The organism is Bradyrhizobium sp. 159 (assembly GCF_023073795.1).
Classification (GTDB): Bacteria; Pseudomonadota; Alphaproteobacteria; order Rhizobiales; family Xanthobacteraceae; genus Bradyrhizobium.
In genome coordinates, this window is the sequence record NZ_JADPKE010000027.1 from 1 (window position 1) to 17,491 (window position 17,491).

Genomic DNA, 17,491 nt, shown 5'->3' on the forward strand with positions numbered 1-17,491 from the left:
GGTCTCCTTCCAAGCCATCGGCAAGCCCTCCTTGCCGAATAGTTGACCTGTTACCCATGTCGCCGGTCTAGTCTGTTACCCATGTAGCCGGTTTGGACCCGGGTTCACCTCTCCCCCGCGGGGAGAGGTGCTTCGAGTTCTGGGCGCGCAGTTCAACTAAAATTCCATCCCACTCTAGTTGCCGGAACGACACATCGGCTCGCGGCCCTGCGTGCGCCGATCCGGCCGGCGTTGACTCCACCGTCCGATCGGGCGATGTTACATTGTAACGTCGCGATGGCAGGGGATTGGCCGCGCGGTGTGGGGCGCTTTCGGATGAAATGGTTTCGGTCGAATGTGAGGCATGCTGCCCGGCTCGCGTTGTTCGCGATGCTGGTGCAGTTCGCGCTGACGTTCGGCCACAGCCACTGGTTCGCGCGGGCCGCGCCCCTCGCTCAATCCTCGCTCCAGCAGACCGACGGCGCCAAGGACAGCGCCAAGGGCGCTGCTGCGATGGGCCGCGCCGCAGTCCAGACGCAATCGCCGGCCGGTCCCGACCGCGAGCATCCGGGCGAGGACAATTGCGCGATCTGCGCCGTCGTCGCGATGGCGGGCACAATTGTGTTCGCGACGCCGCCCGTGCTGCTGCTGCCGCAAGCGATCGAACTGCTCCACCGCACCACCGGCGCCGAATTCATCCATCTGAAATCGGCCGGCACGGCATTCCAGCCCCGCGCCCCTCCCGCGTCCTGACCTCCAACGCTTGATCACGCCCAGCCTCGCTAAATGTCGGCGAATGCCTGGGGAGAAGTTGAAGTCGAATTCCGTCGCACCGCGACGGCAGGCCGCCTCCGATCAGCAGACAATACAATCATGCGGACGGCGCCTGAGTGGAATCAGGACCATGTCATTACAATCGCGACGCGCGCAGCGTCTTGGCGGAGCAAGCCTGCTCCTGCTCGGTGCCGCCGCCACACCAGCCTTGGCCCAGTCGGCCGAGGACAAGTCATCGACCGAGATTCCCGCCGTCACCGTGACGGCGCCGAGCCCGATCGTGCGCAGAGCGGTGGTGCCCTCCCGCACCGCAGGCCGCGGCACGCGGACCGCGCGAGTGCGCAGCCGCCAACAAACGGCGGAAGCGACGCCCGCGGCGTCCGCGCCCGCCGCGCCGCAGCAGGGCGTGCTGCCTGTTGTGGCCAACCAGTTCGCTACCGTCACCGTGGTGCCGAACGAGGAGATCCGCCGCGAGGGCGGCGGCCAGCTCGGCGATCTCCTGTTCTCCAAGCCCGGCATCACCGGCTCGAGCTTCGCACCCGGCGCCTCCAGCCGGCCGATCATCAGGGGTCTCGACGTCAACCGCGTCGGCATCGTCGAGAACGGCACCAATGCCGGCGGCGCCTCCGATCTCGGTGAGGACCATTTCGTCCCGATCGATCCGCTCGCCACCAACCAGATCGAAGTGGTGCGCGGGCCGGCGGCGCTGCGCTACGGCTCGACCTCGATCGGCGGCGTCGTCAGCGCCACCAACAACCGGATTCCGGACGCGATGCCTGCTTGCGCGCCCTCATTCCAAACCTATGGCATGCCGACCAAGGCCCCGCTCGCGAGCGCCGCGACCGCTCCTTGCGTCACCGCCGAGACGCGCACCGCCTTCAGCTCTGTCGATCGCGGCGTCGAAAGCGGCGTGCTGCTCGACACCGGCGGCGGCAATTTTGCATTCCATGCTGACGCCTATGGCCGCACGACGTCCGACTATTATATCCCGAGCTATCCCTATCTGACCGACCAGTCGCGCCCGGTGAACGGCCGTCAGCCCAACTCGGCGACGCGCTCGGACGGCGCCTCGATCGGCGGCTCCTACTTCTTCCAGGGCGGCTATATCGGCGCATCGATCACGCAGAACGACTCGCTCTACCACATCCCCGGCATCGACGGCGCCGACCACAACACGCGGATCGACGCACACCAGACCAAGATCAATGTCAAAGGCGAGTACCACCCCGACGCGGCCGCGATCGACGCGGTCCGCTTCTGGGCCGGCGCGACCGACTACCGGCACAACGAGATCGGCCTTGCCGATCCCGGCGACCCCAACAGCGACGGCGTGCGCCAGACCTTCACCAACAAGGAGCAGGAGATCCGCACCGAGGTGCAGCTGATGCCGTTCAATGCCCGCTTCGCCGAGGTGACGACGGCGCTCGGCTTCCAGGTCGGACATCAGGAATTGAGTGCGCCGAGCCCCGACAATCCCGGCACGCTGTTCAACGGCCTTTGGGACCCCAACAACAGCACGCGCGTTGCTGGTTACGCCTTCAACGAGTTCAAGTTCACGGAGGCGACGCGGGCACAGATCGCCGGCCGCATCGAGCATGTCGAGCTGCACGGCACGACGCCTGATTTCCCCGCCGATTACCTGCCCGACGGCACGCCGCAGACGGCGATCGCGCGCAATCCGTCCTTCACGCCGAAGAGCGGCAGCATCGGTCTGCTGCAGGACCTGCCGGGTGGCATGGTCGGCAGCCTCACCGCGCAATATGTCGAGCGCGCGCCGAAGGCTGCCGAGCTGTTTTCACGCGGCGGCCATGACGCGACCGCGACGTTCGACATCGGTAATCCGAACCTCACCATCGAGACCGCGAAATCGATCGAGCTCGGCGTGCGCAGGGCGACGGGGCCGTTCCGGTTCGAGGCGACGGTCTACTACACGCATTTCGACAATTTCATCTATCGCCGCCTCACCGGCGTGTCCTGCGATGACGACTTTGCGTCCTGCGGGGGACCAGATGGCGAGCTGAACCAGGCGGTCTATTCGCAACGCAATGCCAATTTCCGCGGTGGCGAATTCCAGTCGCAGCTCGACGTCGGCGCCTTCCAGGGCGGCATCTGGGGCATCGAGAACCAACTCGACTTCGTCCGCGCCACCTTCAGCGACGGCACCAACGTGCCGCGGATTCCGCCGCTCAGAATGGGCGGCGGCGTATTCTGGCGCGACGACAACTGGCTGATGCGCGTCAACCTGCTGCACGCCTTCGCGCAGAACAACGTCGCGGTGATCGCGGAGACGCCGACAGCGGGCTACAATTTGCTGAAAGCCGAGGTCAGCTACAAGACCAAGCTCGACCGCAACTGGTTCGGCGCGCGCGAAATGATGGCCGGCATCGTCGGCAACAATCTCCTCAACGAGAACATCCGCAACTCGGTTTCCTACACCAAGGACGAGGTGCTGATGCCCGGCATTGGCGTGCGGGCATTCGCGAACTTCAAGTTCTAAGCTCATACAGTCGGGGCCCACAGCGGCCCCGGCTGACCTCGCCCGGCTTGTTCACGCCGTCACAATGATCAAGTATGGGCACCGCCGCTGCGCCTCCCATTCACAGCGTCGTAGCACCTACCCCCTCGCCTTGCTCCAGTCCGGCGCAACCCGCCCCGATACGCCTTCGAAGGCGCCGTCGACGAGCTCGAACACCAGAATGCGGGCGGGGTCAACCGGGCCCGGCATGGTGACGCGGCCCTTTGCCACCGGCTTGAAGCCGACGCGGCTGTAATAGGGTTCGTCGCCGACCAGGAGCACGATGGCGTGGCCTTTTTCCTTGGCGTCCTTCAGCGCGCGCTCCATCAGGAGACGGCCGATGCCGCGGTCGCGGAACGGCGGCTCGACGGTGAGCGGCCCCAGCAGCAGCGCCGGCGTGTCGCCGATCAGAATCGGCAACTGCCTGACCGAGCCGACCAGCAGCGTCCCGATGCGCGCGGTGAAGGACAATTCGAGCAGATGGTCGACATGCTCGCGGATGCGGTACGCGCTGAGCACGAAGCGGCCGGGGCCGAAGGTGCGTTCGTGCAGCCGTTCGATCGCCTGAGCGTCGCCGGCGGCCTCGGGAAGGATGGTGAGTGAGAGATCGCTCATGTCAGCGCGCGGGATAGCACCTGAACGCTGCGCGGTCCATCGGGCAGCAAAGATGCTCAGTTCCTTTTTCAGCGTCGACGGGAGAGGTGTTCTGGCTCGCCGGTTTGCACCGTTGAACGACAACCCTCACGCACCAGCACGGGCCGCCCTCATCGCCACGTCGCAATCAGCGGCTTGCCGTCCAGCACTTCGGCGATCCGCAGCCGTGTGCCGGGCGTGGTCCCCTCGGGCAGCGCCGTGATCGCGAAGAACCCGCATTCGACGATCTCGCGGTTCGGTCCGGGCAGGCGGTCCTGGCTGAACTGCCTGACGACGTAGACGGCGACGTGGTCGCGGCGGGAGACGTGGCTGTTGAGGAAGATGCCGTGCAGCATGGCGTCCCCGGTGAGATCAATGTCGCCCTCCTCCTTGAGTTCGCGCCGCAGCGCCTGCGCCATGGTCTCGCCGAAGTCGACGCCGCCGCCGGGCAGGTACCATCCGGTGACGTAGCTGTGCCTGACCAGAAACACCCGGTTGTCGGCGTCCAGCACCACGGCGCGGACGCCGAGCGTCATGCCGCGAACCAGCAGGAAATAGGCATGGAAGAGACGCCGCAGCAGCGGCTCGCATTGTCGTCGAATGCTGTTCAGACGTTCTCGCATCAGTCCTTCTTGACGCCCCGTTTCGAGCCGCGCTTGCGCGCTGGCTGCGACCTTGCCATTACAGCGGAGCAATAGCGAGGCAATCGCGCGCCATGGCCCCCTTCACGCTCGCCCATCTGTCCGACCCGCATCTGCCGCCACTGCCGAAGCCGCGGCTGATCGAGCTCGCGGGCAAGCGCGCGCTCGGCTACATCAACTGGACGCGCAACCGGCACAAATACCAGCGCCGCGAGGTGCTCGACGCGCTGGTCGCCGATATGAAGGCCCAGGCGCCCGACCACATCGCCGTGACGGGCGATCTCGTCAACCTCGCGCTGGAAGCCGAGTTCGCGCCGGCCCTGGCCTGGCTCGAAAGCGTCGGTCCGCCCGACCGCGTCACCGCGATTCCCGGCAATCACGACGCCTATGTCAGCGCGACGCGCCATCGCTTCGGCGAGACGTTCCTGCACTACATCGCCGCGGATATGCCCGATACCGTAGCCTTCCCCGCCGTGCGCCGGCGCGGACCGCTCGCGCTGATCAGCCTGTCCACGGCGGTGCCGACCCTGCCGCTGATGGCGACGGGCACGCTCGGGCGCGATCAGCTCGCGGCCCTAGCAGAGGTCCTCGAGCGGCTCGCGGCGGAAGACGTCTTCCGCGTGCTGCTGGTGCACCATCCGCTGAGATCCGTCGCGCGCCAGAAGCGGATGACGGACGCGGCCGAGCTGCTGGCACTGTTGAAACGGCACGGGGTCGAGCTGATTCTGCACGGGCACGACCACATTCATTCGACGATGTGGTTCGAGGGCCCGAACGGCAACATTCCCGCACTCGGCGTGCCTTCCGCCTCGGCGCTCGCGCACGGACGTTACCCGGCGGCGGCGTATAACCTGTTCACAATCGAAAAGGACAATGCCGGCTGGCGCTGCGAGCAGACGGTGCGGAGCCTGGGCGCTGGATTTCAGATCGGGCAGATCAAGCATGCGCGGTTGATCTAGTTCGCCGTCATTGCGAGCGAAGCGAAGCAATCCAGGAATCTTTCCGCGGAGGGACTCTGGATTGCTTCGCTTCGCTCGCAATGACGGCGAAGAGAAATTCACCGGCCCCGCTTGGTAGCCCGGATGGTAATCCGGGGCAGTGCATCTGTCGCGATAGGTATCCCGGATTGCGCTTCGCTCGATCCGGGCTACGAGAATTGTCCTCACCAGCTCCGCAAGGCCGCTACTACGGCGAGGCCGAACAGCGCCGCGGCGCCGAGGATGAAGCCGAACAGGAACGGCCACACGCGCGAGCGGCGTGGCGGCTCGGCGGCGGGCTTCGGCTCGGGCGGCACCACCATCGCGCGCTCACGCTCGATCATGCGGCGCGCGACATAGTCGGTGACGGCGTCGACGATAACGGCGGTGTCGTGCGATTCAGCGAGCACGATGCGGCCGAAGCGGGTGTCCTGGACGAAGCGGTACATCCGCTTGTCACGCCCCATCAAGATGTGGGCGACGACGTCGATCCAGAGCCTCGGCGTATCGCCCTGGCTGATGCCGTGGTCGAACAGGTCGATCTGCTCCGGCACCTGCGCGAACAGAGGATCGAGCGCGTCGTTGAGGATCTCCAGCCGGGCCACCTCGGCATCCCTGAGGTCGACGACCACGCCGGTCCGGTCGGCGGCCTCGATCCGGGCGCGCAACAGTGCATCGCGCAGCCGCACCGGGCGCGGCTGGCTGGGATGAATCCCGCTGGTTTCGGGCTCTGACATTGTCGGCCTCGTCCTCAAACACGGGAGTTAACCTATCAGCAACCACAGCGCCCGCAAAGGGTCCACAATTCCAGATACTTACGGCGCCCACAGACGTTTCACCTGTGCCAAAAACAGACGATCCCACCCAGGCTAAGGCCTGGATGGGACCATCCGTCCTTGGACGTCTTCTTAGTTCGATCGGCAGCCGGAATCCTTAGGCTGAGACCCGCGAAGGCTCTTCCACGATGGAGAAGCGGACGCCGGCCTTGTAGCGGCTCTCTTCCGACACCTCGCGCCAGCAGTCCTCGGCTTCCTTGCGGGTCTTGAACGGACCTTTGACCTGGGCCGAGCCTTCCACGAGCTTGTGGAAGTTCATCGAACCGAACTCGCCGCCGATCACCCAGAAATTGCTGCCTTTGGTCATGTCAGTCTCCTGTCGAAGTGCGTGATGCGTTAGCCGAACTGGTTCATCGTGTTGTGGGCGCCGCCCGCCTTCAGGGCAGCTTCGCCGGCGAAGTACTCCTTGTGGTCGTCGCCGATATCGGAGCCGGCCATGTTCTGATGCTTCACGCAGGCGATGCCCTGACGGATCTCGGCGCGCTGGACGTTCTTGACGTAGCCGAGCATGCCCTGCTCGCCGAAGTATTCCCGCGCCAGATTGTCGGTCGACAGCGCCGCCGTGTGATAGGTCGGCAACGTGATCAGATGGTGGAAGATGCCGGCACGCTTGGCCGAATCCGCCTGGAAGGTGCGGATGCGCTCGTCGGCTTCCTTCGCCAGCGGCGTGTCGTCATATTCCGCCTTCATCAGCTCGGCACGGTTGTACTGGCTGACGTCCTTGCCGGCTTCCTTCATCGCATCGTAGACCTGCCAACGGAAGTTGAGGGTCCAGTTGAAGGACGGCGAGTTGTTGTAGGCCAGCTTCGCGTTCGGAACCACCTTGCGGATGCGGTCGACCATCTTGGCGATCTGCTCGATATGCGGCTTCTCGGTCTCGATCCAGAGCAGGTCGGCGCCGTTCTGAAGCGAGGTGATACAGTCCAGCACGCAGCGGTCTTCGCCGGTGCCCGGGCGGAACTGGTAGAGATTGGAGGGCAGCCGCTTCGGACGCATCATCTTGCCGTTGCGGTTGATGATGACGTCGCCGTTCCTGGCGTTCTCCGCCGTCACTTCCTCGCAATCCAGGAAGCTGTTGTACTGGTCGCCGATGTCGCCGGGCCTGTGGCTGACGGCGATCTGCTGCGTCAAGCCGGCGCCGAGCGAGTCGGTGCGGGTCACGACGACGCCGTCTTCCACGCCGAGCTCGAGGAAGGCGTGGCGGCAGGCGCGGATCTTCGCGAGGAAGACGTCATGCGGCACGGTGACCTTGCCGTCCTGGTGGCCGCACTGCTTCTCGTCGGAGACCTGGTTCTCGATCTGGAGCGCGCAGGCGCCCGCTTCGATCATCTTCTTGGCGAGTAGATAGGTCGCCTCCGCATTGCCGAAGCCGGCGTCGATGTCGGCGATGACGGGCACGACATGGGTCTGGAAGTTGTCGATCTTCTCGATCAGCTCCTTCTCCCTGACCTTGTCGCCTTCCTTGCGGGCCTTGTCGAGCGCGCGGAAGATGTCATTGAGCTCGCGCGAGTCGGCCTGGCGCAGGAAGGTGTAGAGTTCCTCGATCAGGGCGGGCACCGAGGTCTTCTCGTGCATCGACTGGTCAGGCAGCGGGCCGAACTCGGAGCGCAGCGCGGCGATCATCCAGCCCGACAAATACAGGTAGGTGCGATCGGTCTTGCCAAAGTGCTTCTTGACCGAGATCAGCTTCTGCTGCGCGATGAAGCCGTGCCAGCAGCCGAGCGACTGGGTGTACTTGGTCGGGTCGCTGTCATAGGCGGCCATGTCGGCCCGCATCAGCGCGGCGGTGTAGCGGGCGATATCGAGGCCGGTCTTGAAACGGTTTTGCAGGCGCATGCGCGCGACGGCTTCGGCCTTCACCCCGTTCCAGGTCGGCTGGGTCTCAAGGAGCGCCTGAGCCGCCTCGATCTCGCTCTGATACGAAGCCGGGCGCAGGAGGGTGCTGATGCCGCGGGGTTGATAGTTCATGTGCCTGATCCTTTCGCTGTCGATGGGCGAGCCATCGACATTCTTGACAATGCATTGCGAAATGCGTGTCAGGAGCTAAACGCGAAAACAGAAACTTCGTATAGATGGCTTGTTTCTTATTGGTGATGTAATGTAACATAAAGAACATGTATTACATGTTACTTTGTAAATTTTGTAAACTATAGGTCACTAAGACTGTCCTTGATGCCTACGGAGTCCTGAGAAATGCCCGTTGATTCCGGGAAGAAACTGTTCTCCGGGAAGAAACTGTTCGTCGGTCCGCGCTTTCGGAGGATTCGGCAGCAATTGGGGCTGTCGCAGACCCAGATCGCCGAGGGGCTCTCGATCTCGCCGAGCTATGTCAACCTGATCGAGCGCAACCAGCGCCCGGTGACCGCGCAGATCCTGCTGCGGCTGGCCGAGACCTATGACCTCGACCTGCGCGACCTCGCCACTGCCGATGAGGACCGCTTCTTCGCCGAGCTCAACGAAATCTTCTCCGATCCCTTGTTCCGCCAGATCGACGTGCCCAAGCAGGAGCTGCGCGACCTCGCCGAGCTTTGCCCCGGCGTGACTCATGCGCTGCAACGGCTCTATGCCGCCTATACCGAAGCGCGCCAGGGCGAGACGCTGGCGGCCGCGCAAATGGCCGACCGCGACGTCGGCACGCGTTATGAGGCCAATCCGGTCGAGCGCGTACGCGAGCTGATCGAGGCCAATCGCAACTATTTCCCGGAGCTGGAGCAGGCCGCGGAAAACCTTCGCGATGAGCTGAACGTGCCGGCCGAAGGGCTCTACGCGGCGCTGGCCGCGCGCTTGCGCGAAAAGCATTCGATCCAGACCCGCATCATGCCCGTCGACGTGATGCGCGAGACGCTGCGGCGGTTCGATCGCCACCGCCGCCAGCTCCTGATCTCCGAGCTGGTCGACCCGCCCGGCCGTGCGTTCCAGCTCGCCTTCCAGCTCGGCTTAGGTGAATGCGCGCAGCATTTCGAGACTATCATCGGCCGATCCGGCCCGCTCGACGACGCGCCGCGGCGGCTGTTCCGCATCACGCTCGGCAATTACTTTGCTGCCGCTGTCATGATGCCCTACCCGGCATTCCTCGCCGCGGCCGAGGCGCTCAATTACGACATCCACGTGCTGGCGCAGCGCTTCAATTCCGGTTTCGAGCAGGTCTGCCACCGGCTCACCACTTTGCAGCGGCCCAATGCGCGCGGCATTCCTTTCTTTCTCTTGCGCGTCGACAATGCCGGCAACGTCTCGAAGCGCTTCTCCTCCGGCACGTTCCCGTTCTCCAAATTCGGCGGCACCTGCCCCTTGTGGAACGTGCACTCGACCTTCGACACGCCGGACCGCCTGCTCAAGCAGGTGATCGAGCTTCCCGACGGCACGCGCTATTTCTCGATCGCGCAGATGGTGCGCCGCCCCGTCGCGCCGCACCCGCTGCCGCAACCGCGCTTCGCCATCGGCCTCGGCTGCGAGATCCGTCACGCCGCGCGCCTGACCTACGCTGCGGGCATCGACCTGGAGAAGACCGAGGGCACGCCGATCGGCGTCAACTGCCGTCTCTGTGAGCGCGAAAACTGCGCCCAGCGTGCCGAGCCGCCGATCACGCGCACCCTGATCCTGGATGAGACGACGCGGCGGGTGTCGAGTTTCGCCTTCTCGAATGCACGGGAATTGTGAAGCCGGGAGCAGTGGGGCGCAGGGTGCATTTGGCCAATGGCGCGCGCCACGTCCTCGCTGTCGTCGCCCGCGAAGGCGGGGCATGACAGTTGAAGATAGAGCTCTAACGCGCCCCGCCGCCTACGCCAGCGTATGCACGATCACCGGCCCGGCCGCAGCGCTCGCATGTCCCGCGAGCAGCGGAGCCAGATCCTTCTCGATCCAGGCGATCGCGCGCCGATTCGCCTCCTCCGCCTGTTCGAACTTGTCGAAGATCGAGATCGCGGTCACCGTGTCGTCGCCGGCATAGACGACGTAATAAGCGCGGAAACCATCGACGTCGCTGATGATCGGGACGGCGCCGTCCTTGATGCGGCGCGCCAGCTCTTCAGCGCTCCCGCTTTTCGCCTTGGCCTGACGGATGGCGGCATACATGACATCCTCCTTCCGGCTACTGATGTAAGGGCCTGGTGCCCGGAGTGGGTGTTACGCCGAAGCGCGCCGCCGATCCACGCTTGGTTAACCCCGCGCTAATCCGTCGCCGCGATCTGCAACCAAGGATTAAGCACGCCTCAACATCGGTGCCTTAGTCTTGCCCCACTCACGTTTCGCGAACGACGGTGGCTTATCATGCCGGGCGAGGTGAGATCAGGGGGTTCATCATGCGCATTGCGTTGCTGCTGACCGCAACCATCGTCGGCGCGCTCTTCGTCAATCCATCCATTGCCGGATCGCTCGATGCGTCGACTGACGCAGCGCAGCCGCTGCCGCCGGGCTTCCAGAGCTACCGCGGCTACATGTTCGACTTGTCCGAGAATCGCGACCGCAAGGATGTCGACAAGCTCACCAGCAATCTGAAGAGCCAGATCGACGTCGTCGAAGGCGTCGGCCTGTCGCCGCGCGTGCTGCGCTTCTTCCACACCGTTTCGATCGTCGCGAGCGAGCTGGCCTGCCTCGACGAAGGTGCCGCGACCGCCTGCTACGGCAGGGTCACGCCGGACATCCAGCGCAGCGCTCCCCGGATGCTGACGGTCTGGGATCCCGACAAGCAGCGCTGGACCAATCCGAATGCCGTCGATCTCGCGGTCGATTCGGGGCTCGGCGTGATCATGCTGCGGCCCGACATGATGCGCTACGAAAAGGAGGCTGTGCTGCTGCACGAGCTCCTGCATGCCTATCACGCGCGGCTGTTGCCGGACGGCTACGCCAATAAGGGCGTGATCGCCTATTACGCCCTCACCAAGTCCAAGGACCTGCTGCCCAGGGAATCCTATGCGATGAAGAATCCCATGGAGTTCTTTGCGGTGACCGCGAGCATCTTCCTGGCCGGCAAGAGCGAATTCCACGATCCGAAGTCTCGCGAGGCGCTCAAGGAAAAGTTGCCGGACTATTACAAATACCTGGTCGGCGTATTCGGCTTCGACCCCGACCCTGCAGCCCCAAGCGGTCCGGTCGCCTCGCTGAAGTGAGGCTGACGACGCGCTTCCTGCGCCAGATGACATCAGAGCCGCGCAAAATGCGCGGCTTTTTTGTTTTGTAAACCGGAAGCTGCGGATGGCGGCTCAGCGGGAATTGCCAAGGTGGGGGCCGATCTGCATAGTCCCGCCCGCACCGATATTGTTTTCGAAGGGGATAGAACAACATGGCGGACGCCGACCTGGATGTCGTGATCCGGCAACTGGCCAGACAGCTGCATACGGGCCTGATGACCCGCGCCAAGGAGCGGCGGGATCGCTTCAACGGCCTTGCCGCCAAGGCCAAGGGCAAGGAGACCAGCGACCGCTTCAAGATGATGGCCAAGGCCACCTTGGAGCAGGCCACCGCCGCCGCCAAGCGCCTGCAGATGTCCGCGGACAACGTCGCCGACAGCTACGCCCGCGCCATGCGCCTCGCCGCCAGCACGCCGGTCGCGGCAAAGGTGGAGAGGACGGCGAAGGAGAAGCCGGTGAAGAAGACTGCGAAGGCGAAGAAGGCCAAAGCCAAGAAGGCGAAGTAATCAGCTCACCTTCTCGGCGCGGCGAGCCGGGTCGGCTCGGCGCTGGCAAGCTCGGCGAGCTTGGCACGTGCCGCCTCATGGGTGCGGCCGTCCTTGCCGGGCGGCAGCGCCAGCGCGGCCTCGAAATCGGCACGTGCGTCGTCGGTCTGGCCGCGGGCGAGGAACGCAAAGCCGCGGTCGAGGCGGGCCTGCGCGTCCGAGGGGTCGAGGCGGACCGCCGTGTTGTAGCTCAGGATGGCGCGGTCGAGATCGCCTTTGGCGGCGAGCGCGAGACCGCGCTGGTGATAGGGCGCGGCGAGCTTGGGGTCATGCGCGATCGCCTCGTCATAATCCGCAATCGCAAGCTCCAGATCGCCGTTCTGCCGGCGCGCCAGCGCCCGGTCCCGATAGAGTGAGGCGCGGTTGGGATTGAGATGGATGGCCTCATCGAAATCGGCGATCGCCCGCCTGAAGTCGCCATGGCGCAGCGCGATCCGTCCGCGCCCCTCATAGGCGAACGCGATCAGGGAGCCGCGCAGCGGCGAGAAGCCGATCACGGCCGAGCAGATGTCGGGATCGTCCTCGTCGCCGCAATTGACGACCATGTGCGTGGACAGCCCAATAAGCACGCAAAGGACGATCAGCAATGGTACGGCAGCTCTGGTCATCTTCGACGGTGGCCGGCAGAGGGCCGGTCACGCATCCCCTTTCGAAGAAGTGGTCTCGCCGGGATGTTAACACCGGCGCCGGGGATCCTGTGTGCGCCAGGTCACAAAACAGAGCGCAATTTCCAGCCGGTGCCGCATCAGCCCCAAGGACCGCGCGAAGAGGAGCGGCCCCACGGGCTTCGCGGCGGATAGTTCTCGTTGGCGCCGAGCGACGGCGCTGACCGCGCGCCGAGTTCGGCCGCGAGCTGTTGAAGCGCCGCGATGCGGTTCTGGGTCGAGGGATGCGTGGCGAACAGATTGTCGACGCCGTGGCCCGACAGCGGATTGATGATGAACATGTGCGCGGTCGCGGGATTCCGCTCCGCCTCGAAGTTCGGCACCTGATGCGCGGCGCCCTCGATCTTCACCAACGCGGACGCCAGCCACATCGGCTGTCCCACGATGCGCGCACCGAGATTGTCGGCGGCATATTCGCGGGTGCGGCTGATCGCCATCTGCACCAGCATGGCGCCGAGCGGGGCAAGGATCAACATCAGGATCGAGCCGACGATGCCCAGACCGTTGTTGTTGTCGCGATTGCCGCCGAAAAACATGCCGAACTGCGCCAGCATGGAGATCGCGCCGGCGATCGTCGCGGTGATCGTCATCAGAAGCGTGTCGTGATGTTTGATATGCGCCAGCTCGTGCGCGATCACGCCGGCGAGCTCCTCGCGGCTGAGCTGGTTCACCAGGCCGGTGGTGACGGCCACCGCGGCGTTCTCCGGGTTGCGGCCGGTCGCGAACGCGTTAGGCTGCGGCTCGTCCATCAGGAACACGCGCGGCATCGGCAGGCCGGCGCGGCCCGCAAGCTCGGCGACGAGGCCGACCAGCTCCGGCGCGCTGGCACGGTCGACCTCATGGGCGCCGTACATCGAGAGCACCATGCGGTCGGAGTTCCAGTAGGTGAAGAGATTGGTCGCTGCGGCAATGACAAGCGCGATCATGGCGCCCGAGGCACCGCCGATCAGATAGCCCACGCCCATGAACAGGGCAGTAAGGCCTGCGAGCAGCATTGCGGTACGAAGATAGTTCATGGCCGTCTCCTGGCGCGGCCGCGGGCGCTGGAGACGCCAGCAAGCCGGCAGGCATGAGGTAGGGATGACCCCGCCCCGGGCGCAAGGTTTCAAGGTGCGTCGCGGAGCCGCGGCACTGGTTTGAGCGCGAACGTTCCATTAAACTTCATCAAGAATTCAAGCGCCTCTCCCCTCCGGAAACCTCATGCTCCTGACCCGATATGCGATCGCGACCATTGCTCTCGCCGCCTACTCCTCTTGCGCCTTCGCCCAGTTCGCCCCACCTCCCGCCAAGCCCGCAGTGCCGAAGGCTCCCTCGCCGCGCGCGGCGTCGTGCCATAATGGCGCGAGCTTCGATCGCTTCCTGGCCGACGTGAAGCAACAGGCGATGGCTGCGGGCGTATCGCAGCGCACGATCGCGGAGGCTTCGCCGTATCTCATCTACGACCAGGGCATCGTCAACCGTGACCGCGGCCAGCGTGTGTTTGGCCAGCTCTTCACCGAATTTGCCGTCCGCATGGCCGCGCCCTATCGCATGCAGAACGGCCAGCAGCACATCAAGCAATACGCGGCCGCATTCGCGCGCGCCGAGAAGGAATATGGCGTGCCGCCGGCCGTCATCGCCGCGTTCTGGGGGTTGGAGAGCGATTTCGGCGCCAACATGGGCAACCTGCCGACGCTGAAATCGCTGGTGTCGCTCGCCTATGATTGCCGCCGCTCGGAGATGTTCGTCAACGAGACCATCGCCGCGCTGAAGATCATCGACCGCGGCGATTTGCATCCCGACGAGATGATCGGCTCCTGGGCCGGTGAGCTCGGGCAGACGCAGTTCCTGCCCGTGCATTACGTCAACTACGCCGTCGACTATGACGGCGACGGGCGGCGCGACCTGTTGCGCTCGGGAGCCGACGTGATCGGCTCGACCGCGAATTACATCGCCAACGGATTGAAGTGGCGGCGCGGCGAGCCGTGGCTGGAGGAGATCAAGGTGCCGCCAAACCTGCCGTGGGACAAGACCGATCTCAACGTGCGGGAGCCGCGCTCGACATGGGCGCAGCTCGGGGTCACCTACCCTGACGGACGCCCGCTGCCGAACGACAATCTCGCCGCCTCCGTGCTGCTGCCGATGGGACGCTTTGGGCCGGCGTTCATGGCATACCCGAATTTCGCGGCTTATACCGAATGGAATAACTCGCTGATCTACTCGACCACGGCAGGCTATCTCGCCTCGCGCATCGCTGGCGCCCCGCCGCTGCGCAAGCCAACGGCGCCGGTGGCGCAGCTGCCGTTCAACGAGCTCAAGGAATTGCAGCAGCTCCTGGTGCGTGCCGGCTTCAATGTCGGCAAGATCGATGGCGTGCTGGGCCAGCAGAGCCGCGCGGCCGTCAAGGCGATGCAGATCAAGCACGGTCTGCCGGCCGATTCCTGGCCGACCACGGAGCTCTTGGCCCGCATGCGCGGCGGCACGGCGCAGGCGCAGCCGGCGGGCATGGTGAGATAAGCGAGCCTAACTCGCCGTCATGCCCCGCCACCGGGTCTCGTTTTCGGCGAGCCCGATAACAGGCTCCGGCCGGGCATCCAGTACGCGCAGCGCCTCTGCCCAATCACAATCGTCTCGGCGTACGGGATCGCCCGCCTTCGCGCGGCATGACAGCGAGAGGTGTGGCGGCTACAGCACCACGAGCCATCGAAGGAGAATTTTCGCATCGCACAAGCTGCTTCCGCGATTGTATTTTTCCATGACGTTCCCATGTGAGTCGCTCAGGTTTTCTCCTGAGATTCCCTCCCATTGAAGCGAGCATCACATGTCCTTCTACGACGCCGTCGTCCCCGCCTATTTGCAAATCCTGAACAGCCTCACCGGCCTGCTCGCCAAGGCGGAGGCACATTGCGCGGCCAAAAAGATCGACCCCAGCGTCCTGCTCGGATCACGCCTCTTTCCGGACATGCTGCCGCTGTCGAAGCAGGTCCAGCTCGTCAGCGATTTCGCCGCCAAGGGCTGTGCCCGGCTCACCCATAGCGAGGTGCCCGCAACGTCCGACACCGAGATCAGCTTCGCAGAGCTGAAGCAGCGGCTGGCCAAGACCATCGACTACGTGAAGTCGTTAAAGCCCGAGCAGTTCGAAGGTGCCGACGTCAAGGACGTCACCTTCCCGGCCGGTCCGGACAAATCCATCACCATGAAGGGCCAGCAATTCCTGAGCTCGTTTTCGCTGCCGAACTTCTATTTCCACGCCACGACCGCCCATGGCATTTTGCGCCACAACGGCGTCGAGATCGGCAAGCGCGATTTCCTCGGCGCGAACTAACCTCGACAATGCAAGCGGCTGCGGCAGGAGGTCGAACCTGCCGCCGCGGCCGAATTTGCACATGATTCATGCTGCGCAGAGCTCGCCGCGCAGCTCGCCTGCACTTTCCGTATGGCTCCTCCCTTGCGCCTGTTATCGCGATGCACAAGTGTTCGTGACCTCTCATTGCCTGGAAGCATTCCCATGAGCCGTCCGACCAAATTGTTTGCCTCCTACAAGCTCGGCCCGATCACGCTGGCCAATCGCCTGGTGATGGCGCCGCTGACGCGCAACCGTGCTGCGCCCGGCACGTTCGTACCTGGTCCGCTCGCGGCCGATTATTACGGCCAGCGCGCTTCCGCGGGGCTCCTGATCACCGAAGCGAGCCATGTCTCGCAGCAGGGCCAGGGCTACCAGGACACGCCCGGCATCTATTCCAAAGACCAGGTGGCCGGCTGGCGCAAGGTCACCGACCGCGTCCATGAGCGCGGCGGCAAGATCTTCATCCAACTCTGGCATGTCGGCCGCATCTCGCATGTCGACCTCCAGGCGAATGGCGCAGCCCCCGTGGCGCCGAGCGCAATCCGCGCCAAGGGCAAGACCTTCGTCAACGGCGGCTTCGCCGACGTCTCCGAGCCGCGCGCGCTCGATTTGTCCGAAATTCCTGGGATCATCGACGACTTCAAGCGCGCCGCGAAGAATGCGCTCGAAGCCGGCTTCGACGGCGTCGAGATCCACGGCGCCAACGGCTATCTGCTCGATCAGTTCGCCAAGGACGGCGCCAACAAGCGAACCGACGCCTATGGTGGCTCCATCGAGAACCGTGCGCGGTTGATGCTTGAGGTCTCCAGAGCCGTCGCGGCTGAAGCCGGCAGCGATCGCACCGGCATTCGCATCTCACCGGTGACGCCTGCCAACGACATCTCCGACAGCAATCCGCAAGCTCTGTTCGATCACATCGTCGACGGTCTCAGCGCGCTCAAGCTGGTCTATCTCCACGTCGTCGAAGGCGCCACCGGCGGACCGCGGGACTTCGCACCGTTCGACTATGCGTCCTTGCGCAAGCGCTTTTCGGGCGCCTATATCGCCAATAACGGCTACGGCTTCGATCTCGCGAACAAGGTGCTGGACGCGAATGCGGCCGATCTCATCGCCTTCGGCAAGCCGTTCATCTCCAACCCCGACCTGGTCGAACGGCTGAAGCAGGGCGCGGCCCTGAACGACTGGGACAAGACCACGTTCTACGGCGGCGGCGCGAAAGGATACACGGACTATCCGACGCTCGCGGCTGAGCTGGCGGAGTAAGGCTGCGCCGTAGCCCCATTCTCCATCATGGCGAGGAGCGAAGCGACGAAGCAATCCAGACTGCCTCCGCGGAAAGACTCCGGCTTGCTTCGCGGAGCCTGTCATCGGGCCGCGCTTCGCGCGGACCCGGTGGCTCGCAGTGACGGTGCGGAGGCAGTGAGCCCAACTCACCAAAAAGAAAAAGGCCGGGATTGCTCCCGGCCTTCGTTGTT

17 protein-coding genes are annotated in these 17,491 nt (G+C 64.7%); 9 read left to right on the forward strand and 8 right to left on the reverse strand.

What is annotated here, in order from left to right; translation table 11 throughout:
* The first annotated feature begins 315 nt into the window (after positions 1 to 315).
* Together IVA96_RS04890 and IVA96_RS04895 are read left to right on the forward strand one after the other, a co-directional pair.
* Positions 316 to 732 carry a DUF2946 family protein gene (locus tag IVA96_RS04890; protein WP_247415659.1) on the forward strand — a complete coding sequence of 139 codons (417 nt, stop codon included), beginning with the start codon at positions 316 to 318 and terminating at the stop codon, positions 730 to 732.
* A 151-nt stretch (positions 733 to 883) separates the two neighbouring features.
* Positions 884 to 3,250 carry a TonB-dependent receptor gene (locus IVA96_RS04895; RefSeq protein ID WP_247415662.1) on the forward strand — a complete coding sequence of 789 codons (2,367 nt, stop codon included), beginning with the start codon at positions 884 to 886 and terminating at the stop codon, positions 3,248 to 3,250.
* A gap of 117 nt (positions 3,251 to 3,367) precedes the next feature.
* On the opposite strand, the gene IVA96_RS04900 is transcribed toward IVA96_RS04895, so the two are convergent.
* Positions 3,368 to 3,883 carry an N-acetyltransferase gene (locus IVA96_RS04900; protein WP_247415664.1) on the reverse strand — a complete coding sequence of 172 codons (516 nt, stop codon included), beginning with the start codon at positions 3,881 to 3,883 and terminating at the stop codon, positions 3,368 to 3,370.
* Between the two features lie 149 nt (positions 3,884 to 4,032).
* Positions 4,033 to 4,524 (reverse strand): NUDIX domain-containing protein, encoded by a 492-nt coding sequence (locus IVA96_RS04905; RefSeq protein ID WP_247415666.1) that lies wholly within the window; start codon positions 4,522 to 4,524, stop codon positions 4,033 to 4,035.
* A gap of 92 nt (positions 4,525 to 4,616) precedes the next feature.
* On the opposite strand from IVA96_RS04905, the gene IVA96_RS04910 reads away from it, so the two are divergent.
* Positions 4,617 to 5,501 carry a metallophosphoesterase gene (locus IVA96_RS04910; RefSeq protein WP_247415668.1) on the forward strand — a complete coding sequence of 295 codons (885 nt, stop codon included), beginning with the start codon at positions 4,617 to 4,619 and terminating at the stop codon, positions 5,499 to 5,501.
* A gap of 203 nt (positions 5,502 to 5,704) precedes the next feature.
* Here IVA96_RS04910 and IVA96_RS04915 read toward each other — a convergent pair whose 3' ends face one another.
* The 3 genes from IVA96_RS04915 to IVA96_RS04925 all read right to left on the reverse strand — a co-directional run bounded on the left by IVA96_RS04915 (position 5,705) and on the right by IVA96_RS04925 (position 8,323).
* Entirely contained in the window at positions 5,705 to 6,256 is a 552-nt protein-coding gene (locus IVA96_RS04915) for a hypothetical protein (RefSeq protein WP_247415671.1), read from the reverse strand.
* Positions 6,257 to 6,452: 196 nt separating this feature from the next.
* Positions 6,453 to 6,662: a hypothetical protein gene (locus IVA96_RS04920; protein WP_247279592.1), complete on the reverse strand. Its 210-nt coding sequence runs from the start codon at positions 6,660 to 6,662 to the stop codon at positions 6,453 to 6,455.
* 29 nt (positions 6,663 to 6,691) lie between these two features.
* Positions 6,692 to 8,323 (reverse strand): isocitrate lyase, encoded by a 1,632-nt coding sequence (locus tag IVA96_RS04925; RefSeq protein WP_247415673.1) that lies wholly within the window; start codon positions 8,321 to 8,323, stop codon positions 6,692 to 6,694.
* Between the two features lie 225 nt (positions 8,324 to 8,548).
* Between IVA96_RS04925 and IVA96_RS04930 the strand changes: the two genes are divergently transcribed.
* Positions 8,549 to 10,012, forward strand: a complete 1,464-nt coding sequence (locus IVA96_RS04930; RefSeq protein WP_247415675.1) for a short-chain fatty acyl-CoA regulator family protein — start codon at positions 8,549 to 8,551, stop codon at positions 10,010 to 10,012.
* 120 nt (positions 10,013 to 10,132) lie between these two features.
* On the opposite strand, the gene IVA96_RS04935 is transcribed toward IVA96_RS04930, so the two are convergent.
* Positions 10,133 to 10,426 carry an antibiotic biosynthesis monooxygenase gene (locus tag IVA96_RS04935; protein ID WP_247279589.1) on the reverse strand — a complete coding sequence of 98 codons (294 nt, stop codon included), beginning with the start codon at positions 10,424 to 10,426 and terminating at the stop codon, positions 10,133 to 10,135.
* A 227-nt stretch (positions 10,427 to 10,653) separates the two neighbouring features.
* Between IVA96_RS04935 and IVA96_RS04940 the strand changes: the two genes are divergently transcribed.
* Together IVA96_RS04940 and IVA96_RS04945 are read left to right on the forward strand one after the other, a co-directional pair.
* Entirely contained in the window at positions 10,654 to 11,460 is an 807-nt protein-coding gene (locus tag IVA96_RS04940) for a hypothetical protein (RefSeq protein WP_247415677.1), read from the forward strand.
* A gap of 173 nt (positions 11,461 to 11,633) precedes the next feature.
* Entirely contained in the window at positions 11,634 to 11,987 is a 354-nt protein-coding gene (locus tag IVA96_RS04945) for a hypothetical protein (RefSeq protein WP_247415680.1), read from the forward strand.
* Between the two features lie 5 nt (positions 11,988 to 11,992).
* Here the strand turns inward: IVA96_RS04945 and IVA96_RS04950 are convergent, their stop codons facing one another.
* A complete protein-coding gene (locus IVA96_RS04950) occupies positions 11,993 to 12,634 on the reverse strand; it encodes a tetratricopeptide repeat protein (protein ID WP_247415682.1) in 642 nt (213 codons plus the stop codon).
* Positions 12,635 to 12,771: 137 nt separating this feature from the next.
* Positions 12,772 to 13,707 carry a zinc metalloprotease HtpX gene (gene htpX, locus IVA96_RS04955; RefSeq protein WP_247415685.1) on the reverse strand — a complete coding sequence of 312 codons (936 nt, stop codon included), beginning with the start codon at positions 13,705 to 13,707 and terminating at the stop codon, positions 12,772 to 12,774.
* A 184-nt stretch (positions 13,708 to 13,891) separates the two neighbouring features.
* Between htpX and IVA96_RS04960 the strand changes: the two genes are divergently transcribed.
* The 3 genes from IVA96_RS04960 (at position 13,892) to IVA96_RS04970 (ending at position 17,279) form a co-directional block, all read left to right on the forward strand.
* On the forward strand, positions 13,892 to 15,187 hold the full coding sequence (locus tag IVA96_RS04960; protein WP_247415686.1) for a lytic murein transglycosylase: 1,296 nt from the start codon (positions 13,892 to 13,894) through the stop codon (positions 15,185 to 15,187).
* Between the two features lie 304 nt (positions 15,188 to 15,491).
* Positions 15,492 to 15,995, forward strand: coding sequence for a DUF1993 domain-containing protein (locus IVA96_RS04965; protein ID WP_247415688.1), 504 nt, complete (start codon positions 15,492 to 15,494; stop codon positions 15,993 to 15,995).
* Between the two features lie 183 nt (positions 15,996 to 16,178).
* Positions 16,179 to 17,279: an alkene reductase gene (locus tag IVA96_RS04970; protein WP_247415691.1), complete on the forward strand. Its 1,101-nt coding sequence runs from the start codon at positions 16,179 to 16,181 to the stop codon at positions 17,277 to 17,279.
* Positions 17,280 to 17,491 lie beyond the last annotated feature (212 nt).

Bases quoted from the DNA above. Each gene is read 5' to 3' on its own strand.
- IVA96_RS04940 (WP_247415677.1), top strand. From the start codon at position 10,654: ATGCGCATTGCGTTGCTGCTGACCGCAACCATCGTCGGCGCGCTCTTC.
- IVA96_RS04890 (WP_247415659.1), top strand. From the start codon at position 316: ATGAAATGGTTTCGGTCGAATGTGAGGCATGCTGCCCGGCTCGCGTTG.
- IVA96_RS04920 (WP_247279592.1), bottom strand. From the start codon at position 6,662: ATGACCAAAGGCAGCAATTTCTGGGTGATCGGCGGCGAGTTCGGTTCG.
- IVA96_RS04965 (WP_247415688.1), top strand. From the start codon at position 15,492: ATGTCCTTCTACGACGCCGTCGTCCCCGCCTATTTGCAAATCCTGAAC.
- IVA96_RS04900 (WP_247415664.1), bottom strand. From the start codon at position 3,883: ATGAGCGATCTCTCACTCACCATCCTTCCCGAGGCCGCCGGCGACGCT.
- IVA96_RS04960 (WP_247415686.1), top strand. From the start codon at position 13,892: ATGCTCCTGACCCGATATGCGATCGCGACCATTGCTCTCGCCGCCTAC.
- IVA96_RS04915 (WP_247415671.1), bottom strand. From the start codon at position 6,256: ATGTCAGAGCCCGAAACCAGCGGGATTCATCCCAGCCAGCCGCGCCCG.
- IVA96_RS04925 (WP_247415673.1), bottom strand. From the start codon at position 8,323: ATGAACTATCAACCCCGCGGCATCAGCACCCTCCTGCGCCCGGCTTCG.
- IVA96_RS04950 (WP_247415682.1), bottom strand. From the start codon at position 12,634: ATGACCAGAGCTGCCGTACCATTGCTGATCGTCCTTTGCGTGCTTATT.
- IVA96_RS04930 (WP_247415675.1), top strand. From the start codon at position 8,549: ATGCCCGTTGATTCCGGGAAGAAACTGTTCTCCGGGAAGAAACTGTTC.
- IVA96_RS04945 (WP_247415680.1), top strand. From the start codon at position 11,634: ATGGCGGACGCCGACCTGGATGTCGTGATCCGGCAACTGGCCAGACAG.
- IVA96_RS04910 (WP_247415668.1), top strand. From the start codon at position 4,617: ATGGCCCCCTTCACGCTCGCCCATCTGTCCGACCCGCATCTGCCGCCA.
- IVA96_RS04970 (WP_247415691.1), top strand. From the start codon at position 16,179: ATGAGCCGTCCGACCAAATTGTTTGCCTCCTACAAGCTCGGCCCGATC.
- htpX (WP_247415685.1), bottom strand. From the start codon at position 13,707: ATGAACTATCTTCGTACCGCAATGCTGCTCGCAGGCCTTACTGCCCTG.
- IVA96_RS04905 (WP_247415666.1), bottom strand. From the start codon at position 4,524: ATGCGAGAACGTCTGAACAGCATTCGACGACAATGCGAGCCGCTGCTG.
- IVA96_RS04935 (WP_247279589.1), bottom strand. From the start codon at position 10,426: ATGTATGCCGCCATCCGTCAGGCCAAGGCGAAAAGCGGGAGCGCTGAA.
- IVA96_RS04895 (WP_247415662.1), top strand. From the start codon at position 884: ATGTCATTACAATCGCGACGCGCGCAGCGTCTTGGCGGAGCAAGCCTG.